The sequence below is a fragment of the Allorhodopirellula heiligendammensis genome (assembly GCF_007860105.1).
Classification (GTDB): domain Bacteria; phylum Planctomycetota; class Planctomycetia; order Pirellulales; family Pirellulaceae; genus Rhodopirellula; species Rhodopirellula heiligendammensis.
This window is the reverse complement of sequence record NZ_SJPU01000002.1, coordinates 2,522,716-2,547,787: the sequence shown is the minus strand read 5'-3', so window position 1 is coordinate 2,547,787 and position 25,072 is coordinate 2,522,716. Positions and strand designations below refer to the sequence as shown.

Annotated in this window: 23 protein-coding genes; 12 read left to right on the top strand and 11 right to left on the bottom strand. The window is 57.3% G+C overall.

Annotated elements, in window-relative coordinates; genetic code table 11:
- Positions 1-135: 135 nt before the first annotated feature.
- The 4 genes from Poly21_RS19710 to Poly21_RS19695 form a co-directional block, all read right to left on the bottom strand.
- The gene (locus Poly21_RS19710; RefSeq protein WP_302119678.1) at positions 136-1,032 is read right to left on the bottom strand and encodes a universal stress protein; all 897 of its coding nucleotides are present in this window, start codon (positions 1,030-1,032) and stop codon (positions 136-138) included.
- Positions 1,033-1,239: 207 nt separating this feature from the next.
- The gene (locus Poly21_RS19705; RefSeq protein WP_146408536.1) at positions 1,240-3,090 is read right to left on the bottom strand and encodes a phospho-sugar mutase; all 1,851 of its coding nucleotides are present in this window, start codon (positions 3,088-3,090) and stop codon (positions 1,240-1,242) included.
- Positions 3,091-3,365: 275 nt separating this feature from the next.
- Positions 3,366-4,292, bottom strand: a complete 927-nt coding sequence (locus Poly21_RS19700) for an ABC transporter ATP-binding protein (protein ID WP_146408535.1) — start codon at positions 4,290-4,292, stop codon at positions 3,366-3,368.
- A gap of 58 nt (positions 4,293-4,350) precedes the next feature.
- On the bottom strand, positions 4,351-5,619 hold the full coding sequence (locus tag Poly21_RS19695; protein WP_146408534.1) for a GNAT family N-acetyltransferase: 1,269 nt from the start codon (positions 5,617-5,619) through the stop codon (positions 4,351-4,353).
- A 159-nt stretch (positions 5,620-5,778) separates the two neighbouring features.
- On the opposite strand from Poly21_RS19695, the gene Poly21_RS19690 reads away from it, so the two are divergent.
- Positions 5,779-7,272 (top strand): PDZ domain-containing protein, encoded by a 1,494-nt coding sequence (locus Poly21_RS19690; RefSeq protein WP_146408533.1) that lies wholly within the window; start codon positions 5,779-5,781, stop codon positions 7,270-7,272.
- A gap of 44 nt (positions 7,273-7,316) precedes the next feature.
- On the opposite strand, the gene Poly21_RS19685 is transcribed toward Poly21_RS19690, so the two are convergent.
- Entirely contained in the window at positions 7,317-9,218 is a 1,902-nt protein-coding gene (locus tag Poly21_RS19685; RefSeq protein ID WP_302119676.1) for a serine hydrolase, read from the bottom strand.
- A 226-nt stretch (positions 9,219-9,444) separates the two neighbouring features.
- Between Poly21_RS19685 and Poly21_RS19680 the strand changes: the two genes are divergently transcribed.
- Both Poly21_RS19680 and Poly21_RS19675 read left to right on the top strand, forming a co-directional pair.
- A complete protein-coding gene (locus Poly21_RS19680; protein WP_146408531.1) occupies positions 9,445-10,758 on the top strand; it encodes a Gfo/Idh/MocA family protein in 1,314 nt (437 codons plus the stop codon).
- Positions 10,759-10,823: 65 nt separating this feature from the next.
- Positions 10,824-12,953, top strand: a complete 2,130-nt coding sequence (locus tag Poly21_RS19675) for a HEAT repeat domain-containing protein (RefSeq protein WP_146408530.1) — start codon at positions 10,824-10,826, stop codon at positions 12,951-12,953.
- 96 nt (positions 12,954-13,049) lie between these two features.
- Here Poly21_RS19675 and Poly21_RS19670 read toward each other — a convergent pair whose 3' ends face one another.
- The 3 genes from Poly21_RS19670 to Poly21_RS19660 form a co-directional block, all read right to left on the bottom strand.
- A complete protein-coding gene (locus Poly21_RS19670; RefSeq protein ID WP_146408529.1) occupies positions 13,050-14,111 on the bottom strand; it encodes a 3-deoxy-7-phosphoheptulonate synthase in 1,062 nt (353 codons plus the stop codon).
- A 103-nt stretch (positions 14,112-14,214) separates the two neighbouring features.
- Positions 14,215-14,988, bottom strand: coding sequence for a peroxide stress protein YaaA (yaaA, locus tag Poly21_RS19665; RefSeq protein WP_146408528.1), 774 nt, complete (start codon positions 14,986-14,988; stop codon positions 14,215-14,217).
- Positions 14,982-15,677 carry an RNA polymerase sigma factor gene (locus tag Poly21_RS19660; RefSeq protein ID WP_146408527.1) on the bottom strand — a complete coding sequence of 232 codons (696 nt, stop codon included), beginning with the start codon at positions 15,675-15,677 and terminating at the stop codon, positions 14,982-14,984. The genes yaaA and Poly21_RS19660 overlap by 7 nt, the downstream gene beginning before the upstream one ends.
- A 163-nt stretch (positions 15,678-15,840) precedes the next feature.
- Between Poly21_RS19660 and Poly21_RS19655 the strand changes: the two genes are divergently transcribed.
- Positions 15,841-16,230: a 4a-hydroxytetrahydrobiopterin dehydratase gene (locus Poly21_RS19655; protein WP_302119673.1), complete on the top strand. Its 390-nt coding sequence runs from the start codon at positions 15,841-15,843 to the stop codon at positions 16,228-16,230.
- 9 nt (positions 16,231-16,239) lie between these two features.
- On the opposite strand, the gene Poly21_RS19650 is transcribed toward Poly21_RS19655, so the two are convergent.
- Positions 16,240-16,683, bottom strand: coding sequence for a secondary thiamine-phosphate synthase enzyme YjbQ (locus tag Poly21_RS19650; protein WP_146408526.1), 444 nt, complete (start codon positions 16,681-16,683; stop codon positions 16,240-16,242).
- 483 nt (positions 16,684-17,166) lie between these two features.
- Here Poly21_RS19650 and Poly21_RS19645 point away from each other — a divergent pair, with 483 nt between their 5' ends.
- Together Poly21_RS19645 and Poly21_RS19640 are read left to right on the top strand one after the other, a co-directional pair.
- Positions 17,167-17,391, top strand: a complete 225-nt coding sequence (locus tag Poly21_RS19645) for a hypothetical protein (protein WP_146408525.1) — start codon at positions 17,167-17,169, stop codon at positions 17,389-17,391.
- Between the two features lie 790 nt (positions 17,392-18,181).
- Positions 18,182-19,303, top strand: a complete 1,122-nt coding sequence (locus Poly21_RS19640) for a Gfo/Idh/MocA family protein (protein ID WP_146408524.1) — start codon at positions 18,182-18,184, stop codon at positions 19,301-19,303.
- A 478-nt stretch (positions 19,304-19,781) separates the two neighbouring features.
- Here the strand turns inward: Poly21_RS19640 and Poly21_RS19635 are convergent, their stop codons facing one another.
- The gene (locus Poly21_RS19635) at positions 19,782-20,315 is read right to left on the bottom strand and encodes a tRNA (cytidine(34)-2'-O)-methyltransferase (RefSeq protein WP_436967505.1); all 534 of its coding nucleotides are present in this window, start codon (positions 20,313-20,315) and stop codon (positions 19,782-19,784) included.
- Positions 20,316-20,343: 28 nt separating this feature from the next.
- Positions 20,344-20,517 carry a hypothetical protein gene (locus Poly21_RS27750; protein WP_302119670.1) on the bottom strand — a complete coding sequence of 58 codons (174 nt, stop codon included), beginning with the start codon at positions 20,515-20,517 and terminating at the stop codon, positions 20,344-20,346.
- Between the two features lie 174 nt (positions 20,518-20,691).
- Here Poly21_RS27750 and Poly21_RS19630 point away from each other — a divergent pair, with 174 nt between their 5' ends.
- The 6 genes from Poly21_RS19630 (at position 20,692) to Poly21_RS19605 (ending at position 25,067) form a co-directional block, all read left to right on the top strand.
- Positions 20,692-21,618, top strand: a complete 927-nt coding sequence (locus Poly21_RS19630) for a MotA/TolQ/ExbB proton channel family protein (protein WP_146408523.1) — start codon at positions 20,692-20,694, stop codon at positions 21,616-21,618.
- A gap of 2 nt (positions 21,619-21,620) precedes the next feature.
- The gene (locus Poly21_RS19625) at positions 21,621-22,058 is read left to right on the top strand and encodes an ExbD/TolR family protein (protein WP_146408522.1); all 438 of its coding nucleotides are present in this window, start codon (positions 21,621-21,623) and stop codon (positions 22,056-22,058) included.
- On the top strand, positions 22,055-22,546 hold the full coding sequence (locus Poly21_RS19620; protein ID WP_146408521.1) for an ExbD/TolR family protein: 492 nt from the start codon (positions 22,055-22,057) through the stop codon (positions 22,544-22,546). Before Poly21_RS19625 ends, Poly21_RS19620 begins: the two co-directional genes overlap by 4 nt.
- A 69-nt stretch (positions 22,547-22,615) precedes the next feature.
- On the top strand, positions 22,616-23,443 hold the full coding sequence (locus Poly21_RS19615; protein WP_302119669.1) for an anthranilate synthase component II: 828 nt from the start codon (positions 22,616-22,618) through the stop codon (positions 23,441-23,443).
- Positions 23,440-24,045 carry a DUF447 domain-containing protein gene (locus tag Poly21_RS19610; protein ID WP_146408519.1) on the top strand — a complete coding sequence of 202 codons (606 nt, stop codon included), beginning with the start codon at positions 23,440-23,442 and terminating at the stop codon, positions 24,043-24,045. Before Poly21_RS19615 ends, Poly21_RS19610 begins: the two co-directional genes overlap by 4 nt.
- Positions 24,042-25,067 (top strand): beta-ribofuranosylaminobenzene 5'-phosphate synthase, encoded by a 1,026-nt coding sequence (locus tag Poly21_RS19605; protein WP_146408518.1) that lies wholly within the window; start codon positions 24,042-24,044, stop codon positions 25,065-25,067. The genes Poly21_RS19610 and Poly21_RS19605 overlap by 4 nt, the downstream gene beginning before the upstream one ends.
- The last annotated feature ends 5 nt before the right edge of the window (positions 25,068-25,072 follow it).

Here is a 25,072-nt window from a genome sequence, read left to right as displayed (position 1 = left end):
GGCATCGCACGCCTGCGAGCCAGTGACGAACCGGCGTAATCCGAATAGATTGCCATGGGGCTGGCAGGCCCCTGGATAATCCACGGAATTGTACTAAGCGTTAAAGATGGCGCAGTCGTGCACTTTCGGCGCGTCTTAGCGAGCGATCAGTACGCTGCAGTGGACGTGATGGAGGACGTAGCGAGAGGTGCTCCCGAGGAAGATCCGCGAGATGGCCCCTCGTCCGGTGTCGCCGACAACGATGAGGTCGCTGTGGCTTCGGGCAGCATACTCAACGAGCCCTTTCCCCACGTGTTCGACCTCGATGCTGTGCCCTTCTGCGTTCGCACCACACTCCGAAAATCGTGCAGCGGCGGCGTCGGCACAACGACGCGCTATGGTGCGTCGCCGGGCAGCCTCTTCCATGGTCGTCGCGAGAATATCCTCTCGGAATACTTCCAGCTTGACCGATGCCGTGACTGCAGTGAGATGATGATCAGCGGTCCACGCGAACTGGCAAATGCGATCCAGCAGCTTATTCGATACCTCTCGTTCGTCCACCGCGATGATTGCTTTGCCGATGTTTCCAGCGGCGACGTCCTGCGCGGGTTGGCCATCGGAGGTCGTTGGAACACGGACCACTAGCACGCTGCAGGTGGCATGTGTGGCGACGTAGTCACTGACGCTGCCGAGCAAGACTCGTTCGAATGCGGAGTGTCCTTTGGCAGCAACGACAACGAGATTGACCTGCTGCTCCTTGGCTCGCTCGACGATGCAGTGGCCGATGTGTCCCGTCATCTGGTGGGAGGTGACCATCGCATCGAGTTTGCTAATCGCAGCGCGTGCCGACTCGATTGCTTGCCGTGAAATCTCCTCTTGGTGCTCGATGAACTGTGGATACCAAAGCTCCGTTTGCCCGGTGAGCACCACGTCGGGTGGATTGACCACCGTCAAGATTTCCACCTCGGTCGACGCAGGCAATGGAAAAGTCGCCAAGTACCGACACGCAGCGAGTGAGTGGGCCGATCCATCGACGGCAAGCAGTATCTTCATCGGTGTTTCTCTTGTTGATATTGGTTGTAACCGTAGGTTGGGACCCATTGTCCCATCCAGAATTTTGTCCCCGCCAAGATTTTGTTTTGGTGAGCCGAGTTCGGTAGGGCATGAGGTGACAGCGCCCAACCGACTGCTGCTGCGTCTGAGCACGCCACATCAAAGTCCCCGCAAGATCATAGCCCCCGCCATCTGCTGGAGGCGGCCCTAAACGACACTGATCCTTGCGAAATCTCGCACGTCTTCTTCGAGGGCGGCGATCCGATCAATTAGCCGGGTGTCTGCGGCCTCCAGATCTTGAGACTCGATCGCATCCAATCGCGTGAATATGTAGAACTTGACTTTGGGTTCCGTACCGCTCGGACGGACCGCCACGTAGTTGCCTTCCTCCATCATGTCGAGGATAATCAAGTTGCCGACCGGGCCCTGTAGCGAATCGACGACAGGAGAATCGCCTAGTGTTGTTCGCGTTTGAGATTCATAGTCGCGGACATACGCGACTGTCATGCCGCCGAGACTGCGGGGCGGATTCTCTCGAAACGCCTTCATCAGCGATTTCATAGCGGCCATGCCCTCGCTGCCCTCCATGAATACGTTGATCAAATCTTCGCGGTGCAGACCGTGTTGCCGGTATAGCTCGCCAAGGTAATCGTGCATGGACTGCCCCTTGGCTTTGAGTTCAGCGGCTAGCTCGCTCATTAACATGCAGGCCACCGCCCCGTCTTTGTCACGTGCATAGGAGCCAACGAGGTATCCGTGGGACTCTTCACAACCGTACAGAAAGTTTTCCGGTCCCTCGTGGTCCATGGTTTCCGCAATGTATTTGAAACCGACCAATAAATCGCCCACGCAGCGGACCTGATGGGCGGTCGCAATCCGGCGTACCAATTCGCTCGTGACGAGCGTCTTGACGACATACGATTGGTCGTTGATCGTTCCCGCCGCAGCCGCTTTATCGAGTATGAAGTTCGCGAGCAAGGCGGCGATTTGGTTCCCGGTGAAGGTGCTCCAAGGACCCTTGGAATCGGTGCCCAGCGGCGCGGCCACGCCCAGCCGATCGCAATCGGGATCCGTTGCCATGATGAGATCGAAACCCTCTTGTCGGGCCTGCTCGATCGGTTTCTCGAAGACCGCTTTGTTTTCCGGGTTCGATACGTGTCCGGGCACGTTGGGGAAGTCGCCGTTGGGCTGGCGATGAGGCTCGTAAACCACGACGTCTTCAAATCCATCCCGCTGCAGCAGCGGAACCACGGCGGCCTCGCCGACGCCATGCAAGGGTGAATACAGGATTCGCACATCTCGCGGGCCGGGGAAGCGACATTCCGACGCAGCGTCGATGTAGGCGGCATCGATGCGGTCGGTAACTATTTCAACCTGTCCGTCAGCCAGCGCTTGCTCGAAATTTGCCCGCTTGATCTCCTGGCAATTCATCACACCTTCGATGATCGCTTTGTCGTGGGGCGGCAACACCTGAGCGCCGCTGGACCAGTATACCTTCACCGCATTATCGCTCGGCGGGTTGTGGCTGGCTGTCACCATGATCCCACAGTCGCACTGGAGATGGCGAACCGCAAAGGAAAGTTGTGGTGTCGCCCGGTAGTCATCAAGCAGATACACATTGATGCCCGCGGCCACCATGATCTCAGCACACAATTCCGTAAAGTGTCGTGAGCGGTGTCGAGTGTCGTACGCGATGGCACATGACAGTGATTTTTTTCCGCCATGATATTGGACGACGTAATCGGCCAGGCCCTGAGCACTCTCACCAATCGTACGATCATTGATCGCGTTGGAGCCAATCTCGTACATCCGCCCCCGGCGGCCACCGGTACCGAACGGAATAATCGTCCAGAAGACGTCATCGAGTTTCTGCCACTGCTGGTCGGAGATGTGCCGCAGAACGCTCTCTCGGTAATCACGATAGCGGTTTTCGGTCAACCAGCAGCGGATGTTCTCTACCGCACCGGCTGTGATTTTCCCATCCTGGCAAGCCATCTCGACGGCAGTCAACGCGGTTTGGACTTGCGGCGATTCGGAAAGTGCGGGGTCGGATGCCATGATGGTGCTGCTCTCAGGAAGAGGGAATCGGAAGACGCGATGTCCCACTAGTCTAGAACTTTGCAGGCCTGCCGACCACTAAGCAGGTCCGAGGAATTCGCTCAGCTAGATTGCATTGGCTGTTCACTCGTCTCAGTGCGGTCGATCGAAGTGATTTTGCTGATGGAACGGTGAGCAGCCTGCCTTTAAGCTTGGCCACTACTACGTCTCGCCTCACAAAATTAACGGCTAGGTATCGCTCCCGCGGATGATTAAAAACCGCCCGTCATGCCAGTTCAGCTGACGAGGCCCTCAGTCACGGTCATGAAGACGTCCTCGAGCGTTGGGTCGCGGTCATTGAACGATCTAATTTTCACACCCTGAGTGATCAGATAGTCCAGTAGCTGGGCAAGTCCTGCGTCGTCGGTCTCGAGTTCGGCGATGACGCGGTCCGGGCGAATCTCGAGATCCCGTAGCGCGGGGCTACTTCGCAGAATCGAAATGCCCGCTTCGCTATTCTCGGTAAAGGCGATCTCGACCATGCGGTTGCGGCGAATCTTTCGGTACACCTGCTCGATCGGTCCGTGCATTAGCAACTGACCGCGCTCGATGATTCCAATGGAGGTGCAACAGTCGGCTAGCTCCGTCAGAATATGGCTGCTGATCAAAATCGTCTTGCCCATTTTTCGGAGTTCCTTCAGCAACGCCTTGACCTCCACTCGAGCTCGCGGATCAAGCCCACTGGCGGGTTCATCTAGGATCAGTACCGGTGGATCGTGGACTAAAGTCTTCGCCAAACACAGCCGCTGCTTCATGCCCCGGGAAAGCCCGTTGACATAGTCATTGCGTTTGTGCCCGAGGTCGAGCAGCTCCAAAACGTTGTCGATGATCGGCCCTCGGGCCGCACGATTGATGCCGTAGGCGACAGCGAAAAAATCAAGAAACTCCCACACCTTCATGCCGTCGTACACGCCAAAGTTGTCGGGCATGTATCCGATCGAGCGTCGCACACCCATGGGGTCGCCCATCACATCGAATCCCGCAACTTCACCGCTGCCACGGGTCGCTTTGAGCAGCGTTGCGAGAAAGCGAATGGTTGTGCTCTTGCCCGCTCCATTGGGACCGATGAACCCAAACGTCTCCCCTGCCTCAATATTTAAGTCAATTTTGTCGACGGCCGTGAACTCGCCGTAGTCTTTGCCAAAGCCTTCAAGATGGATCATGCGAAACTTTTTGTGGAATTCAGGCAAACGGAAGGAACGGGGCGTCGCTGAAACGTCATCATACAGCAGATCGCCCCCATACCGTTTCACGGAATAGGGGGAGCATTCCGGACCGGCGATAAATGGCCAATGCGGGTGGATTGGCTTGATCCACCGCCAAAATCAATCGCTCGGTGCCGTGCTGCTGACAGACCTTGGTGATCATGCGGATTATCGCCTGCCCATAATCGCGTCCGCGGTACTCGGGAATAATGCCCATGTAGACCAACTCGATCACACATGCTGGATTTATCTGCGCAGGTTGGCTTGCGGAGGGGGCAGGATGGCGAGCTAAAATGACGCAGCCGATTGTGCTTGGTTCGTCGCCCGCCTGGCATACTTCTGCAACGGTGTACCACAGATCGGGCGAGTAGGTTTCAACGGAGCGGTAGTTTCGGACGATGTCTTGCGCGGTACGGAACTGGACCAGTGGTGGGCAGTCTAGTGAATCCACGTAGGTTCGCTCGACCAGGTCTTCAAAGGCGGTCATCTGAGTAGCATCGGTCGCGTCGAGCGGGATCGCAATGACGTTTCGCTGTTCCCGAGCGCCTGAGTTTTCATTGGTACCCTGCCGCCCTCGATGGGGCCCTCGATGGGGCCATGACCCCGTCGCATCGGCATTCAATGACAGGTACTGAAGGGTTCCCAGCCGAGTAAAGCCCATGGCGCGGGGCCAGCTTCCGACATCAGGCCTCGATTGGATCTCAGAAGATAGGACCTCAGGAGATTGCATGCCAGAAGTTGCCTCGGTGGTCGCTGAATCTGCTGACTGGGGGGCCGTCGGTTGCGGTGCTACTGCATCAGTTGCCCATTGGATGAATCGAACATCAGCTCGCCAGAAATTCAGTGCTAGTTGCTGCCAGATTGCGATCGCATGGGATTTTGACACACATGGTGCGGACAAACGTGTGTCCCCCCTAACTGTCGCAGGAGTGCGGCGAAGCGGAAAGCTGGGCTGGACCCAATCCACATGGAGTATCGTGGCGGTGTCGCTCTCAGGGGCCAGAAACGCGATTGCCATCACGCTTTCATTCAAATCCGGTTGCCCAGCCCCAGCGGCGAGACATACCAATCGCTCCTTGTGTTCCGACCGCAAAATATCCTGGATTTGGTCCGTGATCAGACTTGCTCGGGTCGGCGATAGTCGACTGAAGGCATGCGGGAGCAGGGTCGCGAGTTCTGCCAGCGTCACATCCCGTACGGATAACGAGTTAACTTGCTCAGCGTGGCTTTCCCCTGCTGCGGCGGCTAAATTAGAGGGTAGCGACGGATTTGACTCGCGGGTCATAGAGGCGAATCTACTTACCGACGCCGAGGTAACGATGGGGTTCAGCGACGTCGTGGAGGGAAGATGGAATCAATCTTTCGTGCGTTCGACGTCCTCCATCCTACTGATCACAGAAGTTAATAACATGGGATCTCAACCCAATCCTCTCGAGTACCTTTCATGACTAAGTCCCCTTCGCAACTGAAAACACGCTTGCTCAATATCCTGTTGACCGGTGTCATGCTGGCGATGGTGTGGCAGGGCGCGTTGAGCCAGCCTGCATCCGCTCAGGGGTTGATGAACCGCATTCGAGCACGCATCGAGTCGCGGATGGGGTTTCCTCCCCCTCCTCCGGGAACGCCCGCGCGACCGCTCGGGTATCGTCCGCCTGCAAGTGTCGCTCCGCCGGGAGGAGTCGACGGTCGACAATCGTCAAATTACCGGCTGCCCGCTGGCACGCCGAATTCTGCTCCGACAGCATCGTTGCAGCGGCCCCGCGTCTTGGCGACGCCAACGACGGATCAAAATCAGGCATCGCAACAAGCCCTTTCCCAGCGTTTGGGGGGCGGCGACGCTGCGGCGGAGCCTACTTTGGGAATTGAGATTGTGCCCGTTGCGATTGGCCGCGAACGTGGTTTGGAGATACAAGGATTCCGTCCTGACTCCCGCCTTCCAGAGGTCGGGATACGTCGTGGTGATGTGATCGTTGCCATGGATGGTCAACGCACGGATTCGATGGCATCGATGATCGCTGCTCGGCGTCAGATCCCACCCGGCGGACGAGCGACAATGCAGATCGTCCGAGCCGGGCAGCTCTATCAAGTCCGATTACCTGCGTGGCCAGCCGCCGACGCGGCCGGCATGCAGAGCGATGCTGTCGCCACGGCCGATCCCGCACGAATGGACTCTGCACTACGTTCTGCCGCGAAGCCGCCGGTCGAGGGCGAGCCCGCTGAGGACGGCGCCGTGTGGACTTCGCCCATCGAGTCGCCAAACGATCAGGCTGCGCAGCGGGACGTTCCGAAATACCCGGATCTGCCCGCTGGTCCCACGCTGGCGCGTCCTCGTGCGTCGCTGGGTATCAAAGCTGGCGACGCCAGTCCTCAACGTGGTGTGATCGTCGTTGAGGTGTCGGATGGATCGGCCGGTAAAGTCGGTGGTCTCCATGTCGATGACCGTATCGTGTCGGCCGCCGGGCGGTTGGTTCGAGATACCGGCGGACTGATCCGCGAACTCGCGCTCACCCAACCGGGAGACTCGCTCACGCTGGGCGTTGTTCGCGGGGATACGATGCGAGAACTGGTCGTGGAGATGGGTGACCGCGAGGGCCGACCGGTTCAGGGAGCCAATAGCCTAGCGAAAGCAGCTCGCGACCAGACCGTCACTCCCGCCGAGGCATCTGACCAAGGCGGTGCAGAGAGTCCTCAGAGCAATCTCCTCAATGGTGTCGGTGCCGCTCTGGGCAATTTCTTCGGTGGTGGTGCTTCCACTGACTCTGCGTCTCCACAAACCTCAGGCAATGTGGACGCCGCTGCGGGACAGAGAGCGTCTCAGAGCGATCAGGTCGAAGACGACTCAGCGGAGGAAAGTGCCAACGTGTTTGAGTTGCCAGCGCCTGCACCGGAGGGCGGGAGCCAACCGAATGACCCGTTGGCGCTTCCTGATGACGAGTGATTGTTCATGACCATGCGTCGCTCGCAACTCTTCAGAGTCGCGTACTATTTTGCATTTGCAGGGACGTCGATCGCATCGTAGATCGTGTCTTTTAACTTGAACTCCGTTAGCCATTGGTAGGGCATGATCTGCTCCAGTGTCACGACGACGATGCGATCCTGGGGGGATATCCAGTAGTGGGTGCTGGCGGCGCCGCCCCAACCATACTCACCAACTCGGCCATCTGGGTCCCAATCGCTCATCTGCTCACGAACACAGAAACCGAATCCAAATCCGACGCCGGTGCGCACTTCTTTGCCAAACTTGATCCAACCTACGTCTTGTGGCAATTGGTTGCTGGTCATCAATGCGACGGTCTCCTCTCGGAGTAAACGCACGTCGCCGAGTTGTCCGCCACCATCGATCATCAGCAGAAATCGCATGTAGTCACTGGCTGTGGAAACCAGCCCACCGCCACCGGAACAAAATGCGGGCTTGGCTAAATAGCGGCTTGTCTGCGGGGCATCAAGGATTGTCAGGTTCCCGCTCTTGTCTCTGCTGTAGTTGGCGGCGAAGCGGTCGACTTTGTTTGGCGGAACCCAGAAACCGGTGTCTACCATTTTCAGCGGAGCAAAAATCCTGGTTTGAAAGAATTCGTCGAGCGATAGTCCCGAGGCGACTTCGACGACCCGCCCCAATACATCCGTCGATATACCGTAATGCCAATCCGTACCTGGTTCGAACAACAGTGGCAGATCGGCGAGACGGGATTGGAACTGTTTGCTCGATACATCTCGATCGAGCAAACCGAGATTGCGGAAAGCATCATCGTAGGCGGCAACGCCCGCATCGCCGTAACTGTATCCCGAGGTGTGACGCATCAAATCAGCAATGGTCATCGTTTGCTTTGCCGGTCGGGTGCTATCACCGTCAATGACCTGGACGTGCGCGAGTTCCGGAAGGTACTTGGCCACTGGATCTTCGATACCGAGGCGTCCTTCTTCGACCAACATCATCGCGGCAGCGGTGGTGATCGCTTTGCTCATTGAATAGATGCGGAAGATCGTATCGTCTTGCATCGGTTGGTCGTCTGCGATGTCGCGTTTGCCGTATGCTCGCTGCAACACAACTTTGCCATCGCGAGCGATCATCACTACCCCGCCTGCAATTGCATGCTCAACAATGGACTGCTGCATCAATCCGTCGATCTCACTTAGTTTGTCCGACGACATTCCGACGTTCGATGGCGCGGTCGTGGGTAGATCGGCGTCGGGGATCGTAGCCATTGCGTCGGTGGGGGCTTCGACCAGTAACAGGTTGCGAAAATGGTATTCTTGAGGCTGCCGATTGCCATGCAGCTGAAGTCCGATCGGCGACGATTTCAAACGCTCAGCTGTGTCGATAAAGTCCATCACGAACTGACCGTTGGCGGCTACGCGAATGCGATTTCCTAGCACCAGAATTTCGATCTGATTCCACTCACCTACGTTCTCTAAATCGGGGTGATAGGGACCCCCATGCCCAGAGGGAAATACTCGATTACGGCCGTGGGCGTCCCACATCCCCCAGTCCTGGCAGAACATCAACAGCGGCCCCCGGAATCCAAACGCCTGGCCGGCATCTTCTATAATTTCACCGAGGCAGCACACCGCTGAATGCATGGTCGAATACTTATTTCCGGTCGTTTGTCGCACGTCTAACAACAACCGGAAATTGCGGTAGGACTTCTTGGTGAGCAGGTAGGTGCTCGCCGGATTGGGCTGATCATTTTTGGCGACAATCATCCCATCTTCAATCGACCAATACTTATCCGTCAGGCCCTGCCAGCCGGCGAAGCTAACACCGTCAAACAGCGAGGTGCTAACTTCGCCAGCAGGCAAGTTGATCTCGGCTCGAGCATCCCCGGGCGCCAGGGCGATGGTCCATCCAATGGTCAATACGACGAGGCAGCTTGTAATTCGACTCATGGGGATACTCTGGGATGGCAAATGGAGGGGGGCGTCGGTTCGCATTATCTTACTTGTTTCGAACCAACATCGCACGGGCTTCCGCCCCAATGCTCCGAATCCAACAGGCTGGAAAGCCCCTTCTTCGTCAAGCATAATTCCTGTCGATGACAACAGCGGGCAATTGGGCTGAGGTAAACTAACGTGTTCCCTTCATCGACCATCAATTCAAAATAGGAATCTGTACATGCGTTCGTCACAAAAGACGCAAACTACTGGCGACCCGTCGCGGCGGAGTTTTCTAGGCCAATCGTTGACCGCGGGTGTCGCGGCGGCGAGTTCGCTCGCCATTCCGCGGTTCGTCCGTGCTTCCACCCTCGGGTTGGGTGGCGCGGTTTCGCCGAGTGATCGTATCACCGTCGGCGGCATCGGAATTGGTCGGCGCGGCACGTACGATCTGGGGTGCTTTTTAGAACAGTCCGACGTACAGTTTGTCGCGGTCGCCGACATCAAAGAGACCCAGCGGGTGGCCGTCAAGGATCGCGTCAACGCCCATCACAATAACACTGATTGCGACACGTATCGAGATTTTCAAGAGCTGCTCGGTCGCGACGATATTGATTCGGTCTTGATCGCGACAGGCCCGAACTGGCATGCCACGGCTGCCTGCGCGGCGGCGCGAGCGGGCAAAGATATCTACTGCGAAAAACCCTGTACAAAGAACATTGCTCAGAGTCTTCAGTTGGCCGACACGATGCGGCGCAGCGGTGTCGTATTCCAAGCTGGTACCCAGCGACGAAATTTGCCGCATTTCGAATTCGCATGCATGCTCGCGCGCACCGGGCGGTTAGGCACGCTGCGGAAAGTGCACGCTCAACCCGCTGGTATGAAAACGAAGATGAGTGGTTGGCTGCCGGCTCAAGACTTGCCGCCGATCGAGGAAGTCGATTGGGACATGTACCTCGGCCCAGCAGCTTATCGGCCATACAATAAAGCGTGGTTAGACGGGTTTAATTTTGAGAAAGGCGGCGGGCTGACCGGTGGCGGCGTGCTGGAATGGGGCTCGCATTGTGTTGATCTGTGCCAATGGGCGGCCGGCGCCGACGCGACCGCTGCTATTCATTACCACGCTCCCAAGGACAAGCGGATTCTGGCCGAGTATCCCAGCGGTGTGCAGCTGGTGATTCGCGATGATGGTTGGCTACCGCTGGGGTCGTGCCCGGTTCGTTTTGAAGGTGATGACGGCTGGATCGAGACCGGGGACAGCGGCAAGTTCGTGCTCAGTTCGCCCGAACTGCTCGCCGGACGTGAAGTCGCGGAGATCGGTGGTTATCCCGCGACGTTCCATGTCCGCGATTTCCTGGACTGTGTCAAAACTCGCAGCAAGCCGCGAGCCAACGCGGAAGCCGCCTGTTATGCGCACATCACCTGCCATGCCGCTAACGTGGCCGCATTCTTGGGACGCGACGTCAATCTTGACCCGGACACCTACGAGTTCATCGACGATCCAGAAGCCAATCGATTGCGCAGTGAAGCTTTCCGGGAGCCGTGGCAAATTTGAAATCTCCGCCGTTTCCATTGACTTCACTGCCTATCCACACATCTCAACCATCATTGATCACAGCCATGTTTGTTAAACAATCCATTCTGTTAATACTCGGTTTCCTATTAACTTGTTTCCCCGCCGTCGGTCGGGGTGAGGATGTTCCCACCGAAGAGGTGATGATCGCGACGCTGACGTCCGCTGATGCACCGCCGGCTGATAAAGCCATTACCTGCAAACAGTTGGCGGTGTATGGCTCAGCAGACTGTGTGCCTGCAGTGGCCGCCCTGCTTTCCGACCCCGAACTCACTTCCTGGGCGCGGATCACGCTCGAAGCGATTGAAGACGATGCCGCCGAAGCGGCGTTGATCGAGGCAGCACCGAAACTCGAAGGCTTGCCACTGGTAGGTGTGATCAACTCGCTTGGTGTCAAAAAATCCTCGGCAGCGATCGACTTGCTCACCCAACATCTCGGCAGTGACAACGAGACGATCGCCCGAGCTGCTGCGATGTCCCTAGGTAAAATTGGCGGCTCGGATGCTATCGCGGCATTGAAGGTAGCCACGGGTGCGCCGAGAATGAACGTGCGATCGGCTGCCGCCGAAGGATTGATTCGCTGTGCCGAATTGCTACCAGCCGCTGAGGCCGCCGAGCTCTATGATTTCGTGCTTGAGAAAGACGTTCCAAATCCGCGTATTGTCGAGGCCACTCGCGGCGCCATCCTGGCACGGGGCAAGGACGGCATTGAACTGCTCGTCAAGAGTTTGGGATCGGACAATCAACGGATTCGCTACATCGCGCTGACGGCAACTCGCGAACTCAGTGGTGAGGGGGTCGCCGACGGTTTGCTTGCTGCCCGGTCTGATGTGCCGCCATCGCAAGCCGCTCTGTTCTTGATCGCATTGGGTGATCGGGGCGAAGCTACCATGCTGCCGGCCATGCTAAAGATTATCGCACAGCCCGCACCGACCGACACCGACATCGATGTAAAAACGGCAGCTCTCGGTGTTGTCCAGCGGATTGGTGATCCATCGTGTTTAGATGCCTTGATCGCCGCCGCCACGGATGACAATGATGTTGTGGCTGCGGCGGGGCGTACGGCGTTGCAAAACGTGGGCGATGAAGACATGAATTCGGTCATCGTGGAGCGGGCTCAGAAGGCGACGGGCGATGCGTTGAAAACATGGATTGAGGTCATTGGAGCACGCCGCATTAACGCTATCGAGCTCCTTGTGGCCGCAACCAAGCAGAATGATGTGTCCATTCAATCGGCAGCCTTAGCGGCACTCGGTGATGTCGCAACTCTCGACGAGTTGCCGATCTTGAGCAAGGTTGCGTTCTCGAATGACAGTGGCCGAGACAATGGTGTTCATGCTACCGCACTCAAAGCGGTTCGCGCTGCGAGCGTGCGGATGACGGATAAAGCTGCCTGCGTCGACCAGCTCGAAGCCGAGATGACGAATGCCGACCTAGCAGCTCAGCTCGAAATACTCGAAATCTTTGCCGCCATGGGTGGCCCGGATGCGTTGCAGGCGATCGAGAAGTCTGCCCTCAGCAGTTCGGCCGCACTCCAGAATGCGGCGACGCGTTTACTCGGTGGTTGGATGACGGTCGATGCTGCGAACGTCTTGGAGAAGGTTGCTGCGCGACATGATCACCCCTATCGGATTCGCGCAGCCCGTGGTTATCTGCGGTTGCTTCGCCAATTTCCGATGCCGCCCGCTCAGCGCAATGAGATGGCCGAGACGGCCATGTCGTTCAGCGACCGCGATGATGAAAAACGTTTGATTTTAGATGCAGCCGGGCGATACCCGAGTCCCAAGATGCTGCAACTCGTCGTGCAAATCGGCGAGAGTGAATCGCTCAAAAACGAAGCACAAGCGGTGGGCATGGCGATCGCCCGCGATCTCAAGCCCTCGGATCAAGTTGCCAAACTGCTCGCTGAACTCGATATCGAAGAAGTGAACGTGGAGATTGTCCGGGCAATGTATGGTGCCGCGGGCGAGCAGGTCGATGTCACCGAACGGTTGCAAAAGCAGGTTGGCAAACTACCCATCATTCGGCTTGCCAATCCGAACTACAACTCCAACTTCGGTGGCGATCCTGCACCAGGGAAACCCAAGCAGCTGACCATCGAGTATCGTCTCGATGGCAAGGCTGGAAGTTCGGTGTTCAACGAAAACGATCCGATCGTGCTGAACATTCCCGATTGATTGAATTTGTTTGCAGGGACTACGGTTTCATCCACGAGCGGTTTGCCCGCTCGGGACAAGGGGCCTCTGCTATGTTCCCTCAGCGCCTATGTTCCCTCAGCGCCGCGCGATCACCGCGTCGCTGAGATCTTTCAGGATCAGCTTCGTTTCTTCCCAATTGATGCACGCATCGGTGATGCTCTGACCGCGAACGAGTTCGCCCTTGCCGAGACTCTGATTGCCTTCGACGAGGTTGCTCTCGATCATGACGCCCATGATCCGCAAATCACCGTCACTGACCTGGCTGCAGATATCGCGACAGACGTAGCGCTGCCGCGTGTGCTTCTTGCGACTGTTGGCGTGACTGGTGTCGATCATGATGCGGGCCGGTAGATTGGCTTTGGTAAGCAGATCTGATGCTGCATCGATACTCGCGGCGTCATAGTTAGTGTGCGTGCCGCCGCGCATGATGACGTGACAATCGCTGTTGCCGGTCGTTGCGAAAATGGCCGAGGTGCCCTCTTTCGTCACAGAGAGGAAATGGTGGGGGCGTTGGGCGGAACAGATCGCATCGACAGCGATCTGCACATTGCCGCTCGTACCATTCTTGAACCCTACCGGGCACGATAACCCGGACGCCAGCTCACGGTGACCTTGACTCTCGGTGGTCCGCGCCCCGATAGCTCCCCAGCCGACCAAGTCAGCGATGTATTGCGGGCTGATCAGGTCCAAGAACTCCGTGCCGGTGGGCAAGCCGAGGGCATTGATGTCTCGCAGTAGGCCGCGGGCAGTACGTAAACCACGATTAATTTCGAAGCTGTCATCGAGTCCAGGGTCATTGATCAGACCTTTCCACCCGACGGTCGTCCGCGGTTTTTCAAAATAGACCCGCATCACGATCAGCAACTCGCTAGCATGTTCTTCTTGCGCTGCGGCCAGCAGGTTCGCGTACTCGATCGCTGCTTCAGGATCGTGGATCGAACACGGCCCCACGACGACAACCAAGCGGTCGTCTTCTTGGCAGAGGATACGCCGGATTCCATCACGCGCCGCAGTCACGGTTTCGGCGACTTTCGGCGAGCTCGGGATTTCGCTCATCAGTTCCCGCGGCGGCATCAGTGGCTTCATCGCTCCAATCCGAAGATCGTCGGTTGCCGGAGTCTGGGTCTTTTCGGTCATCAAGTCGTCTACACGAATAGCTGGGGCAGTGGGGAAACAGAGCTTCTGGGAAAAGGGAATTGCCCCTTATTCCCTTACGACTATCGTTGATCAACGCCAAAGATCAACGGGGGCCGCGTAAAAATACCGGAACGCGGTCGGTGGAAGATTCCGCATCATAACGATAACCATCCTCAGCAAATTGCGTCAGCTTGGCGAGCGTCCTCGCCCGCTGGCGGATCACCCACGCCGCCATCGTGCCGCGTGCCTTTTTGGCAAAAAAGCTGATGATTTTGTAGCTGCCGTTCTTGAACTCCTTGAACGCTGGTGCCACCACGGGAGCGGGAAGAGCGGACGCTTTGATCGAACGAAAATACTCGTTCGAAGCCAAATTCAGTAGGAAGCGGGAATTGTCAGCCCGCATCGATTCAGCGATCCGCGTGGTGATGCGGTCACCCCAGAATGCATACAAATCTTTGCCGCGCGAATTTGGTAGCGCGGTCCCCATCTCCAACCGATACGGCAGGATCCGATCAAATGGTCGCAGCACACCGTAGAGCCCTGACAGCATTCGCAGTTGAACCTGAGCCCGTTCGAGTTGTTTGTCCGTGAAGGTATCAGCCTGCAACCCTTGGTACACGTCACCTTGGAAGGCAAAGATCGCCTGTTTGGCGCCTGGTTGCGGGTGGGGCACGCACCAGTCCTGGAATCTCGCGTGATTGAGTTCAGCCAGCGACTCGCTGATGCCCATCAAATTTCGCAGGTCTCCCGGCGTCTGCTGCTTCAGCAATCCGATCAACTCTTGGCTGTCGGCAATGAGTTCCGGATTGGTCGCATGGGAAACGGGCGGCTCGGAATCAAAATCAAGCGTTTTTGCGGGCGAGAGGACAATCAACATGACTCATTCAGTTCTGGAAAGACGCCCGCATCGAGATCTTGGCGGGCGATGATCGCTTTGATACGAGTAAGAAAATCGCTTTTGAGGTTCGCCACCTGTTGCTGCGTCAGGTCCAACCGTTTTGCGACGTCGAGATTACTGCGTCCAGCGACAAACAACATTTCGATCGCTTGCAGTTTGGCGTAGTTACCGCTCTCCCGCCAGTGAGCGATCTGGTCAGCGATCGCGGCAGCCACGACATGTTGCTCGAGTTCCATTCGCTCGGCACTACGCGCAATCGAACTGGCTACCCGTCCGCGACCGGCAATGGGCAACTCGCCCAACGTGCCGTCGTCGGTACCGCCGCGACCGTAGAGCGGTAGGGTCGGTCGCCGTCCCATTTTTCGCAGATGGTCGGTGAGCTTGTAGCCGCAGATCGAAAACAAGTAGTTTTCCAATCGACGGCGGCGGTCGTAGTTGGGCAGCGAAACGAGAAAGCCGATCAAGGTTTCCTGAACGATATCTTCGCTCACATTGCGATCGTGCAAGCGGCGAAAGACGAAGGCGAGCAATCGACCTTCGTACTGGTCGATCAAACTCCGCCACGCCGATTCGTCGCCGGCCTGGATGGCATCGATCAAGGCGGCCTCGTCCGCGTCAGGCAGCGTACTGGTCGATGCGGGGTCCAAATGGGATCGGGAGGAAGTCATACCCACCAGTCTAGCAATGCGCGTGAGTCTGCACGATGCGTCATTTTCGACCGAGGGGGCGGCCGGTCACGAGTAGCCGGCATGTATCCGCTCAGATCAACGGAGCTATTTCGCTACAATCATCCTTTCATCTGTTACTGCCCTCGATCTCGAGAACGATTCCTTGACCTCATCAGCTGATTCCGCTCACTCAGACCAAACCCCAGAAAAACTGCGAGCGTCGTTGATACGCGCACGCTGTGCCGCGTGTGAGGGCGGCGTCGACCCTCTTCCGATGGAAACGGCCCGCGAGTACCTCGTGGCGCTCTCCAGCTGGCAACTTGACGAATCAAGCGGCAGTATTTCTCGCCAGATCCAGGGTGGATCGTTCGTCCAAGTCATCGACATCGTCAATCGCATCGCTGTCCTGGCGGAAGATCAGCAGCATCATCCCGATTTGCACGTGACCGGCTATCGACATCTGAAGGTCGTCTTGACGACTCATGCGATCGGCGGGCTGAGCGAGAACGATTTTATCGTTGCTGCGAAAATCGACGAGCTGCTGGCGGCGTAGTGGGCGTCATTATCGATCGACGGCTTCGTCCCTGGCAAGTCCTTGCAGGGTTAGCACGAGCTGTCTGGAAGACGCGTGATCACGATGTTCACAGAGGTAGATTCCCTGCCAGGTCCCGAGGTGCAATCGCCCGGCCCGGATAGGAATTGTCACAGAAGCGCCCATCATCGACGCCTTTACATGGGCGGGCATGTCGTCAGGTCCTTCGAGCGTGTGAAAATAGGCAAGATTCTCGGGGACGACGTGATTCATCGCGGTTTCAAAATCCACCCGTACGTCCGAGTCAGCATTCTCATTGATCGTCAGTGAGGCGCTGGTGTGCTGAATGAAACAGTGCAGCAGCCCGATTTGAACCTGGCCAAGTTCGGGCGTGGCGGCTTCGATGGCGGGCGTGATCAGATGGAATCCGCGGCGGTGAGGCGGCAGTCGGAGCTCATGTTGCGTCCAAATCATCGTCAGAAATGTCCCGAAAGGAGAAGACTCGGTAAAAAAAATAAAAATATTTTGTGTTCGCGCACGATCACGCAGGTTGTTTGAGATAGCGCGAAAATCGGGTCGTGGAGGCGGTTCGGCCGATTCGTGTAGCAATCATCGCTTTTCTGTCAACCACAACTAGGGCCCCTTCACATTGGAGGCAAAGTAAGATACTGCCCCCTTGATCAAACCGCTCCATTTTGCTTGGCATTTTGGCCCGCCCGTTCGCGTCACGAATTGCCTGTTCGTTGCCAACGGACCAGTCCCGGTCAGCGTCATGCGTGAGTGACTTTACGCGTGTTCGTGCCGGAAAATTTTCTTGACTACCGGTCGATCTCGCCAATAATCCTCTCGTGTGATGTCCGCCATCGAAACGAATTCACTGGCGAACGGTCAAGTTAAATTTTTGTAGCCGCGAATCCCCCGGACGGGGCGCGGTGTCTCTGGGAACTCAGAAAACGCATGACTCATTGTAAGAACGTCTTCGAAGCAATCCTTCGTTATGGTCACGATGAAGACTTCAGCCCGCAAGAGGATGAACACTTCATCGCTACGGACGCCCCCGCGGGCAGTCCTGAGAAAATCGAGGTGCTCCGCCGCCGAGTCGAACTTGGTCAACCGCTTTGGCATACCACCGACCGCGTGGACTATAGCGGCTTGACTGGCGCAATTCGCCCCCGCGAATAGTGTTGCTCCTTGCTCACAAATCCAAATTGACCCAGAAACCTCGGTTGCCTCCAAGCAGCCGAGGTTTTTTGTTTGCCCAAGTCGGCGACTGCCCACCTTCGCTTTCCGGCGTCAGCGATGCTAAGTAGGCGAGTCTCTCCGAGTCTCGTGTTCGAGTCCCACACTCGAGTCTCGGAGAGACTCGGCTACTCGCAGCGGGTATACTTCGGTCGGCACTTCGCCTCGCTTTTTCATTGGGCATCGATGGGGAGAACCAATTTCAAGTTCCGGCGCTTGCGATGCTAAGTAGGCGAGTCTCTCCGAGACTCGTGTTGGAGTCCCACACTCGAGTCTCGGAGAGACTCGGCTACTCACAGCGGGTATACTTCGGTCGGCACTTCGCCTCGCTTTTTCATTGGGGCATCGATGGGGAGAACCAATTTCAAGTTCCGGCGCTTGCGATGCTAAGTAGGCGAGTCTCTCCGAGACTCGTGTTCGAGTCCCACACTCGAGTCTCGGAGAGACTCGGCTACTCACAGCGGGTATACTTCGGTTGACACTTTGCCCCGCTTTTTCATTGGGGCATTGATGGGGAGAACCAATTTCAAGTTCCGGCGCTTGCGATGATAAGTAGGCGAGTCTCTCCGAGACTCGTGTTGGAGTCCCACACTCGAGTCTCGGAGAGACTCGGCTACTCACAGCGGGTATACTTCGGTTGGCACTTTGCCCCGCTTTTTCATTGGGGCATCGATCGGGAGAACCAATTTTAAGTTCCGTCCGACTACCACCTCACTCCTAGGATTCGTCTTTCGTGAAGCTTCGCGTCGGCCTGATCGGTCTTGGAGACCACTGGCAATCTCTTCATCGCCCTGCCCTGCGGATGCTCCACGAGCGTTTCGACGTTCGCGCCATTTATTGTTCGGTATCGAAACTTGCTGAAAACGCAGTTGCTGAGTTTCAGGCTGACCCGGTCGATGGTTACCAGGCGATGGTCGGTCGCGATGACATTGATGCCGTGTTGGTACTCGAGCAGTCCTGGCTCAAACATCTGCCGGCACTGGCCGCCTGCAGTCATGGCAAAGCCATTTACTGGGCGGGTTGTTTAGATTTTGACCCTGTCACAGACGCTGGGTTTCGCCGGTCAGTCGAGGACTCGGGGGTCGCGTTCATGGCCAGTTTCCCACGCCGATTTGCTCCTGCGACGCTCCGTTTAAAGGAGCTTATTGCGACACATCTCGGTCCGCCACGATTGCTGTTTTGCCACAAACGACTCAGTCTGCTAGAGCAGCAGACCCGTTTGTCTCGGCGTGGAGACCCCACCGATCCGGTTCGCAGTCGCCATCACGAACATCACGACGGTGAGCATTCCACAGGCGCTGCGCGTGGCCACATCGAGGCTCGGGCAACGATGAGAAATCAACTCATCGAGCTGATTGACTGGTGCAGCTATGTCGTCGGCAGTCGTGCCGAGAGCGTGATGTCGGCGAATTGCTACGCATCGAGTCCGTGGGACTACCGCGCCTTGAGCCTTCGTTTTGGGTCGGCCCATGACGTGTTGAGCGCTTCTCAGACTCCCCATGTGCTGGCCAATTCCGACGCGGTGACGGCCCAAGTGAGTTTCGGGAACTACATTCCCGCGAAGTGGCAGGAAGCGATTGGCTTTCGTCCGCCTGCGGCGATGCAGGTGTGCTGTGAAAATGGCGTCGCCTTCGTCGACCTACCCGGCACGCTGGTGTGGTTCGACGACATCGGGCGTCATCAGGAGTCGCTGGAGAGCGAGTCGCCTGTGGGTGAGAAAATGTTGGCTCAATTTCACCGCGCTGTAACGAGTCTGGTGCGGAATCTCAGCGGGCTCGAGGAAGCTTTCCAAGCCTCGGCTATTCTACGGGCTGCGGAACAGAGCAGTGCCAATGGGCAACGTGTCCTGGTTTGATGTCTGGAGGCGGACAAAAAGAACTTTCCCACTTCATTGAGTGAATTAATGGCTAAATCCGCTCATCCCGCCCTCAGAAACACCCGATCAATCTTGCAGCAAACGGCTTCATGCCTAAAATGCACTTAGCAAGCCTTGTGAGGCTTGTCAGGACTCAGCCCATCACATCGGCAGAGGGATCATTTTCAGGGTTCGTCTGAGTCAATCCAAGGCACGTGCAGTAGCACGCCGAGACTCACGCGTTTCTCCCAGCGGCTCCATTTGCCGCCGCGCGGCTGAGACCGAATTGGACCGGCAGGTCGTCTCGATGGAGACAGCCTGTCGGTTTTTTTATGCGCTCACGTTTCGATGCCACGCCACCACCTCGATACATCGCTAGCACGTCGAATTCGAAACTGAATCGCTCAGGCGTTCCCAGAGCCCAGATGAGGATCGCCTCGACGGCATGGGGTGGGTGCATCCATGCTGTGATCCTGGATCATGTCGAGCACTGGCCCGGCTGGCACTGGCCCGGCTGGCACTGGCGCAGATGTTCGTAGAGGACGATTCCAGCGGTCGTGGCAAGGTTCAGGCTGCGCACGACGGGTTGTGTGGGTAAACGTACCGCCCGCTCATCGTGAGGATCGAGAATCTGTGCCGGCAAGCCGCTCGTTTCGCGACCAAAAACAAACACATCGCCCCGGCGAAGTGGCGCGTCCCAGAGCATGCGCTTGGCAAATCGCGATAAAAAGTAAAAGCGGGCGGGATCGAGTCGCTCTGTCAGGGCATCCCAGCTCGGTACCATTTCAATATCGAGATGCTGCCAATAGTCCAGGCCAGCTCGGCGGAGCCGTCTCTCGTCAAAGGAGAACGCGGCGGGTTGCACAATCCACAGTTTTGCTCCGACCGCGACACAGGTGCGGCCGATATTACCCGTGTTCTGTGGGATTTCCGGCTGGTAGAGCACTACGTGCGCGGGCGGATCGATCGGCGGGGAGGCGGTCGCGGGAGACGTTTTTTCCATATCACTCATGTGGGCAATCTCAGTGCAGCAGCATTCGTCACAGCGACAGGGCCCAAAACAATGCTATCATCAATAGCAGCGTCCAGGCGGTCCATTTCCAAATCGCGGGTAGGTGATTGTTCGAGTTGGTCGTCTCCGGAAACTCATTCTGAATGAATTCATCATAATCGTCATCGTCCCAGTCATCTGTGTCGTCCCAGTCTTGCGTCATGGTGATGTCTCCAAAATGCCCTCTCCAGGGTGATGCCAGCGAGCATGATGTCGATTATTCTATCAGTAGTGGCGCACCAACGCGTACGCCGCTGCCCTCCACGATTTTCTGGATCACCCCCGCACTGGATGATTCAACGCCTCGATTCCAACCGGTTCTCTTGAAGGTCCCTCAATGAAATCCATTCCCGCCCTGTTGAGCGACGCTTTCTCCCGCAGGAGCCTGGCGTCTTGGCTGGCGATTTTCGTCATCGGTGTTTCGCTGTCCAGCCCGCTGGCAATTTCCACGGCGATCGCTCAAGACGATGCTGCTGCAGAGTTTGGCGGTGGTGACGACGTTGAGCCACCGGCAGAGCAACCCGTCGATGCGGGTGGTGATGCGGTTGCTGGTCAGGAAGCGGCGGGCGAAGCCGACGGCGGCCAAGCGGATGCTAATGGTGCTGCGGAGACACAGAAGAAAGATCAATCGTTGTTGACGTGGTTCATTAAATCGCTCGGTATCCCGTATGTGATCGTCTTTTTGGCACTTTCGGTGACACTCGTGTCGCTGTTCGTGATGAACATGCTCGCTGCCCGGCGGGACACGCTCTGTCCACACGATTTGGTGGAGGAATTCGGTCAGCGACTCGATGAGAACGACAATCAAGGTGCCTACGATCTCGCCAAGAATGACGAATCGGTGCTTGGCCAGGTCCTTGCTGCCGGCCTCGCAAAGGTCTCGCGCGGCTATCCCAAAGCACTCGAGGGCATGCAGGAAGTCGGTGAAGAGGAAAGCATGAAGCTCGAGCACCGCCTCAGCTACATGGCGTTGATCGGCAACCTCAGCCCCATGATCGGATTGTTCGGTACCGTGCAGGGAATGATTGCATCGTTCCAGGTGATCGCTAACGGTGGCACGACGCCCGAGCCCTCCGCGCTCGCCGAAGGGATTTCAACGGCGCTGTTCACCACTTTGGTCGGCCTGTTTATCGCAATTCCCGCGATCGCCGCCTACAATATCCTGCGCAACCGGGTCGCGCGATTGCTACTTGAAGTGGGCGTCGAAAGCGAAAATTTGATGAGCCGATTTGAAGATACGACGCCCAAGACCGGAGCTCGCTGATCATGCGTGTCAAACGAAAGTCGGTTGACATGGCCGAAGGCGATATGACGCCGATGATCGACATGACGTTCCAATTGATTGCCTTCTTCATGGTGCTGATTAATTTCGCTCAAACCGAAGCTAACGATCACGTCGTGCTGCCTAACAGTCAGCTCGTTAAACCGCCCGAAGCACCGCTGGAAGCACCCATTATTCTGCACGTGGCCGCCGATGGACGAATTTATGTCGGCGGCGATGACTACACTGCCGAGACGCTGCGCCTTGGTCTTGACCGGGAACTCGCGGTCATTCGTGGCGAAGGCAAGACCCCGGCGGATGCCAACGTCGTGATTCGAGGTCACAAAGACTGCGCCGCGGGTGAGATTCAGGAAATCGTGCGAGTTTGTCAGGATTCGCAACTCGTCAACTTTGCTCTGCGTGTGAAAGAGGATAAGTCATGAAGATCCGCAATCCACCCGCTCCAGAGAAGAGCGAGCTGAACATGACGAGTATGATCGATATCGTGTTCTTGTTGCTAATCTTCTTCGTGATGACTTTCAAAGTCGTTGAGCTCGAGGGCGACTTCAGTATCAAGATGCCGTTGGCGGGTACTTCCAATTCAACCATCGATCCCACCGACTTGCCGCTGAAACTGCGTTTGCTGGCCGATGACACCGGCAACCTCGCTGGTATGAAGCTCAACGACATCCAAATGGGTACCGGGACTGCAGGTTTTGACAAACTGCGGACCACGATCGTCGGACAAATCGCCTCGGCAGGCCCCGTCGCTGAAGAGGCCGGCGAGGGACCGGAAGTGGAAATCGATACGGATTACAACCTGCGATATGAATACGTGATCCGGGCAATCACAGCGGTGAGTGGCTACAAGGATGGAAATCAAGTCGTCAAATTGATCGAGAAAATTAAGTTTGCTAAGCCCCGTCGCTGAGTCTCCATCCGAAAAGGGGTCTGACCCTTCTGAAACATTTACCAGAGGAGGGTCAGACCCCTTTTTAGTTTGGCTGGATTTATCGTGATCGTGCTGCTCGATAACTACGACTCATTCGTGCACAATGTCGCCCGTTACCTCCGACTCGCCGGGAAAGCGACTCGCGTGATCCGCAGTGATGAAATCACGGTCGATCAGTGCTATCAATTGCAACCCGAAGCGATTGTGCTCTCACCGGGGCCCCATCGACCCGAGCAAGCAGGATGCTGCCTCGATGTCGTTCGCTCGCTCGCAGGTGAAATCCCTATCCTCGGAATCTGCTTGGGGCACCAATCGATTGCCGCTGCATATGGGGGCGACGTGATCGTCTCTCCGCCTGCTCATGCGATGGCTTCGATCATCAGCCACAACTCAACGGGCATTTTCAGTGGCTTGCCACAATCGATTTCTGTGGGCAGGTATCATTCTCTCTGCGTCGACGCGAGGACTTTGCCGGCGTCACTGGAAATCACTGCCACGACGTTGGCGGCGCCTGAATCGCCGTCGATTGTCATGGGGATTTCCGACCATGCCCGATGCGTTCATGGGGTGCAGTTCCATCCGGAGTCACTGCTGACCGAACATGGTCATGATTTGTTCCGGAATTTCTTCGTTCTGGTCGATCGTCACCATGAGCGAGCTCGGCGCATTTTCGGTGCAAACGGTGGTACCGGTCGGCCGGTGGTTTGGATGTCGCGAACCGGGTTTGCACATCATGGATCCAAGACCGACTTAAGCTCGCATGATGTCTCCTCACCGACCCTCTACCGCAAATCACCACTGCCCACCCTGTCCATCGCCCCACCTCGACCGCTGCCGGGACGTCCCAATCCACTCACTGGCAATGCGGATCAATGATCCTGGAATCGATCGTCACGACCGTCAGTCCGGAAGGACGCGTGAATATCGCACCGATGGGCCCGATCGTCCGGCCACCGAGCGGCGATGCGGCTTTCCCCACCTTTTGCTTGCGTCCCTACGAAGGTTCGCGAACCTGCGGCAACCTATTAGACAACGGCAAAGCGGTCATCCACGTGACCGATGACGTGCTGTTGCTCGCTCGCGCCGCAATTGGAACTATCGACCCGACTGGGCTGGTTTGCCAAGCCGAAGGAGCCTCCCGGGAGCACGTTCGGCTGGTCGACTGTCACCGCTGGTTCGCGATCGAGGTCACTCACGCGGGCGGAACTCCTCCCCGACACGAGTTGGTTGCGACCTGCATTGCCGAGGGGACGGTACGTCCATTCTTTGGATTCAATCGCGCCAAGCACGCGGTCATCGAAGCAGCGATCCTCGCGACTCGGATCGGCATGATTGATTCGACACAGATCAAAGATGAACTGCAGCGACTCGCAGTCCCCGTTCAGAAAACGGCGGGACCGGACGAGCTCGCCGCCTTCGAGCTCGTGCAAAAGTATATCGAGCAGCGAATGATCTCTCCTGCCGAGTATTTGGCATGACACAGCGGCTCCGAATTACGACGGGTGCACGGTTGCACTTCGGTCTCCTTGACGTCGCGGCGCCTTTCGGAGGTTGTGGTGTGATGATTGATGCGCCGAACACCGTTGTCACGGCGAAAACATCGGTCGAGTTTTCATTCACAGCAACTATGAATGGCTCCGAACACCGCGTCCGTGAGCATCACAAGCGAGCTCACGCGATTGCTCAGCGGATTGCGGACGCCACCGGCTCGGCAAAGCGGCTGCCGCCTGTCCATGTCGAGGTGCTCGACGCAGCACCCGCGCACACCGGACTCGGCAGCGGCACGCAGCTGTCCTTGGCAATCGCCGAAGCGATATTGAGGGTGTCACCCGGCGCGATGGCGTCGGAGTTGGCTGGTGACCTGCTGGGTATGCCGCCGCGAGCGGGCGAACTTTGGCTGGCTGCTGCCGACCGTGGCAGACGCTCAGCGGTGGGCACCCATGGCTACCTGGCTGGCGGGTTCATTGCCGAGGGGTTGAAACCCTCAGGGGAACATGATCCGCTCAATCCGCTTGACGTGCGGCTTGAGATGCCACCGGCCTGGCGCGTCACGATCCTGTTACCAGTTGCGACGCCTGACGATGCTAGCACCGTCAGTGGTGAGCAAGAGCAGGCCAAGTTCGAAGCTCTCAGGGCGGCTGCGGTTGATTGCCGTAGCGCCCTTGCCGACATTCTCACAACGCGGCTTGTGCCAGCCATTGAAGATGCTGACTTTGCTTCCTTTTGCGCCGCGACGACAGAGTACAACCAGCGAAGTGGCGAGTTGTTTGCGTCCGTCCAGGGAGGCGCCTACAACGGAGCTGTTACCACACGTCTCATCACGCGACTGCGCACGGCGGGTTTTGCCGGAGTCGGCCAAAGTAGCTGGGGACCAGGCGTGTTTGTCTGGCATCCCGATGCACAAGCCGCTGCGCAGTTTGAGCAGCAATGGAGCAGCGCCGAACTCCAGGTTTTCGTCGCCCGCCCGCTCTCGACAGGTCGCCTGGCGGAGTTGGCCTAACGTGA

Coding starts and splice junctions, on each gene's coding strand:
- Poly21_RS19710 (WP_302119678.1), bottom strand. CDS start 1,032: ATGAAGATACTGCTTGCCGTCGATGGATCGGCCCACTCACTCGCTGCG.
- Poly21_RS19705 (WP_146408536.1), bottom strand. CDS start 3,090: ATGGCATCCGACCCCGCACTTTCCGAATCGCCGCAAGTCCAAACCGCG.
- Poly21_RS19700 (WP_146408535.1), bottom strand. CDS start 4,292: ATGATCCATCTTGAAGGCTTTGGCAAAGACTACGGCGAGTTCACGGCC.
- Poly21_RS19695 (WP_146408534.1), bottom strand. CDS start 5,619: ATGACCCGCGAGTCAAATCCGTCGCTACCCTCTAATTTAGCCGCCGCA.
- Poly21_RS19690 (WP_146408533.1), top strand. CDS start 5,779: ATGACTAAGTCCCCTTCGCAACTGAAAACACGCTTGCTCAATATCCTG.
- Poly21_RS19685 (WP_302119676.1), bottom strand. CDS start 9,218: ATGAGTCGAATTACAAGCTGCCTCGTCGTATTGACCATTGGATGGACC.
- Poly21_RS19680 (WP_146408531.1), top strand. CDS start 9,445: ATGCGTTCGTCACAAAAGACGCAAACTACTGGCGACCCGTCGCGGCGG.
- Poly21_RS19675 (WP_146408530.1), top strand. CDS start 10,824: ATGTTTGTTAAACAATCCATTCTGTTAATACTCGGTTTCCTATTAACT.
- Poly21_RS19670 (WP_146408529.1), bottom strand. CDS start 14,111: ATGACCGAAAAGACCCAGACTCCGGCAACCGACGATCTTCGGATTGGA.
- yaaA (WP_146408528.1), bottom strand. CDS start 14,988: ATGTTGATTGTCCTCTCGCCCGCAAAAACGCTTGATTTTGATTCCGAG.
- Poly21_RS19660 (WP_146408527.1), bottom strand. CDS start 15,677: ATGACTTCCTCCCGATCCCATTTGGACCCCGCATCGACCAGTACGCTG.
- Poly21_RS19650 (WP_146408526.1), bottom strand. CDS start 16,683: ATGATTTGGACGCAACATGAGCTCCGACTGCCGCCTCACCGCCGCGGA.
- Poly21_RS19645 (WP_146408525.1), top strand. CDS start 17,167: ATGACTCATTGTAAGAACGTCTTCGAAGCAATCCTTCGTTATGGTCAC.
- Poly21_RS19635 (WP_436967505.1), bottom strand. CDS start 20,315: ATGAGTGATATGGAAAAAACGTCTCCCGCGACCGCCTCCCCGCCGATC.
- Poly21_RS27750 (WP_302119670.1), bottom strand. CDS start 20,517: ATGACGCAAGACTGGGACGACACAGATGACTGGGACGATGACGATTAT.
- Poly21_RS19630 (WP_146408523.1), top strand. CDS start 20,692: ATGAAATCCATTCCCGCCCTGTTGAGCGACGCTTTCTCCCGCAGGAGC.
- Poly21_RS19625 (WP_146408522.1), top strand. CDS start 21,621: ATGCGTGTCAAACGAAAGTCGGTTGACATGGCCGAAGGCGATATGACG.
- Poly21_RS19620 (WP_146408521.1), top strand. CDS start 22,055: ATGAAGATCCGCAATCCACCCGCTCCAGAGAAGAGCGAGCTGAACATG.
- Poly21_RS19610 (WP_146408519.1), top strand. CDS start 23,440: ATGATCCTGGAATCGATCGTCACGACCGTCAGTCCGGAAGGACGCGTG.
- Poly21_RS19605 (WP_146408518.1), top strand. CDS start 24,042: ATGACACAGCGGCTCCGAATTACGACGGGTGCACGGTTGCACTTCGGT.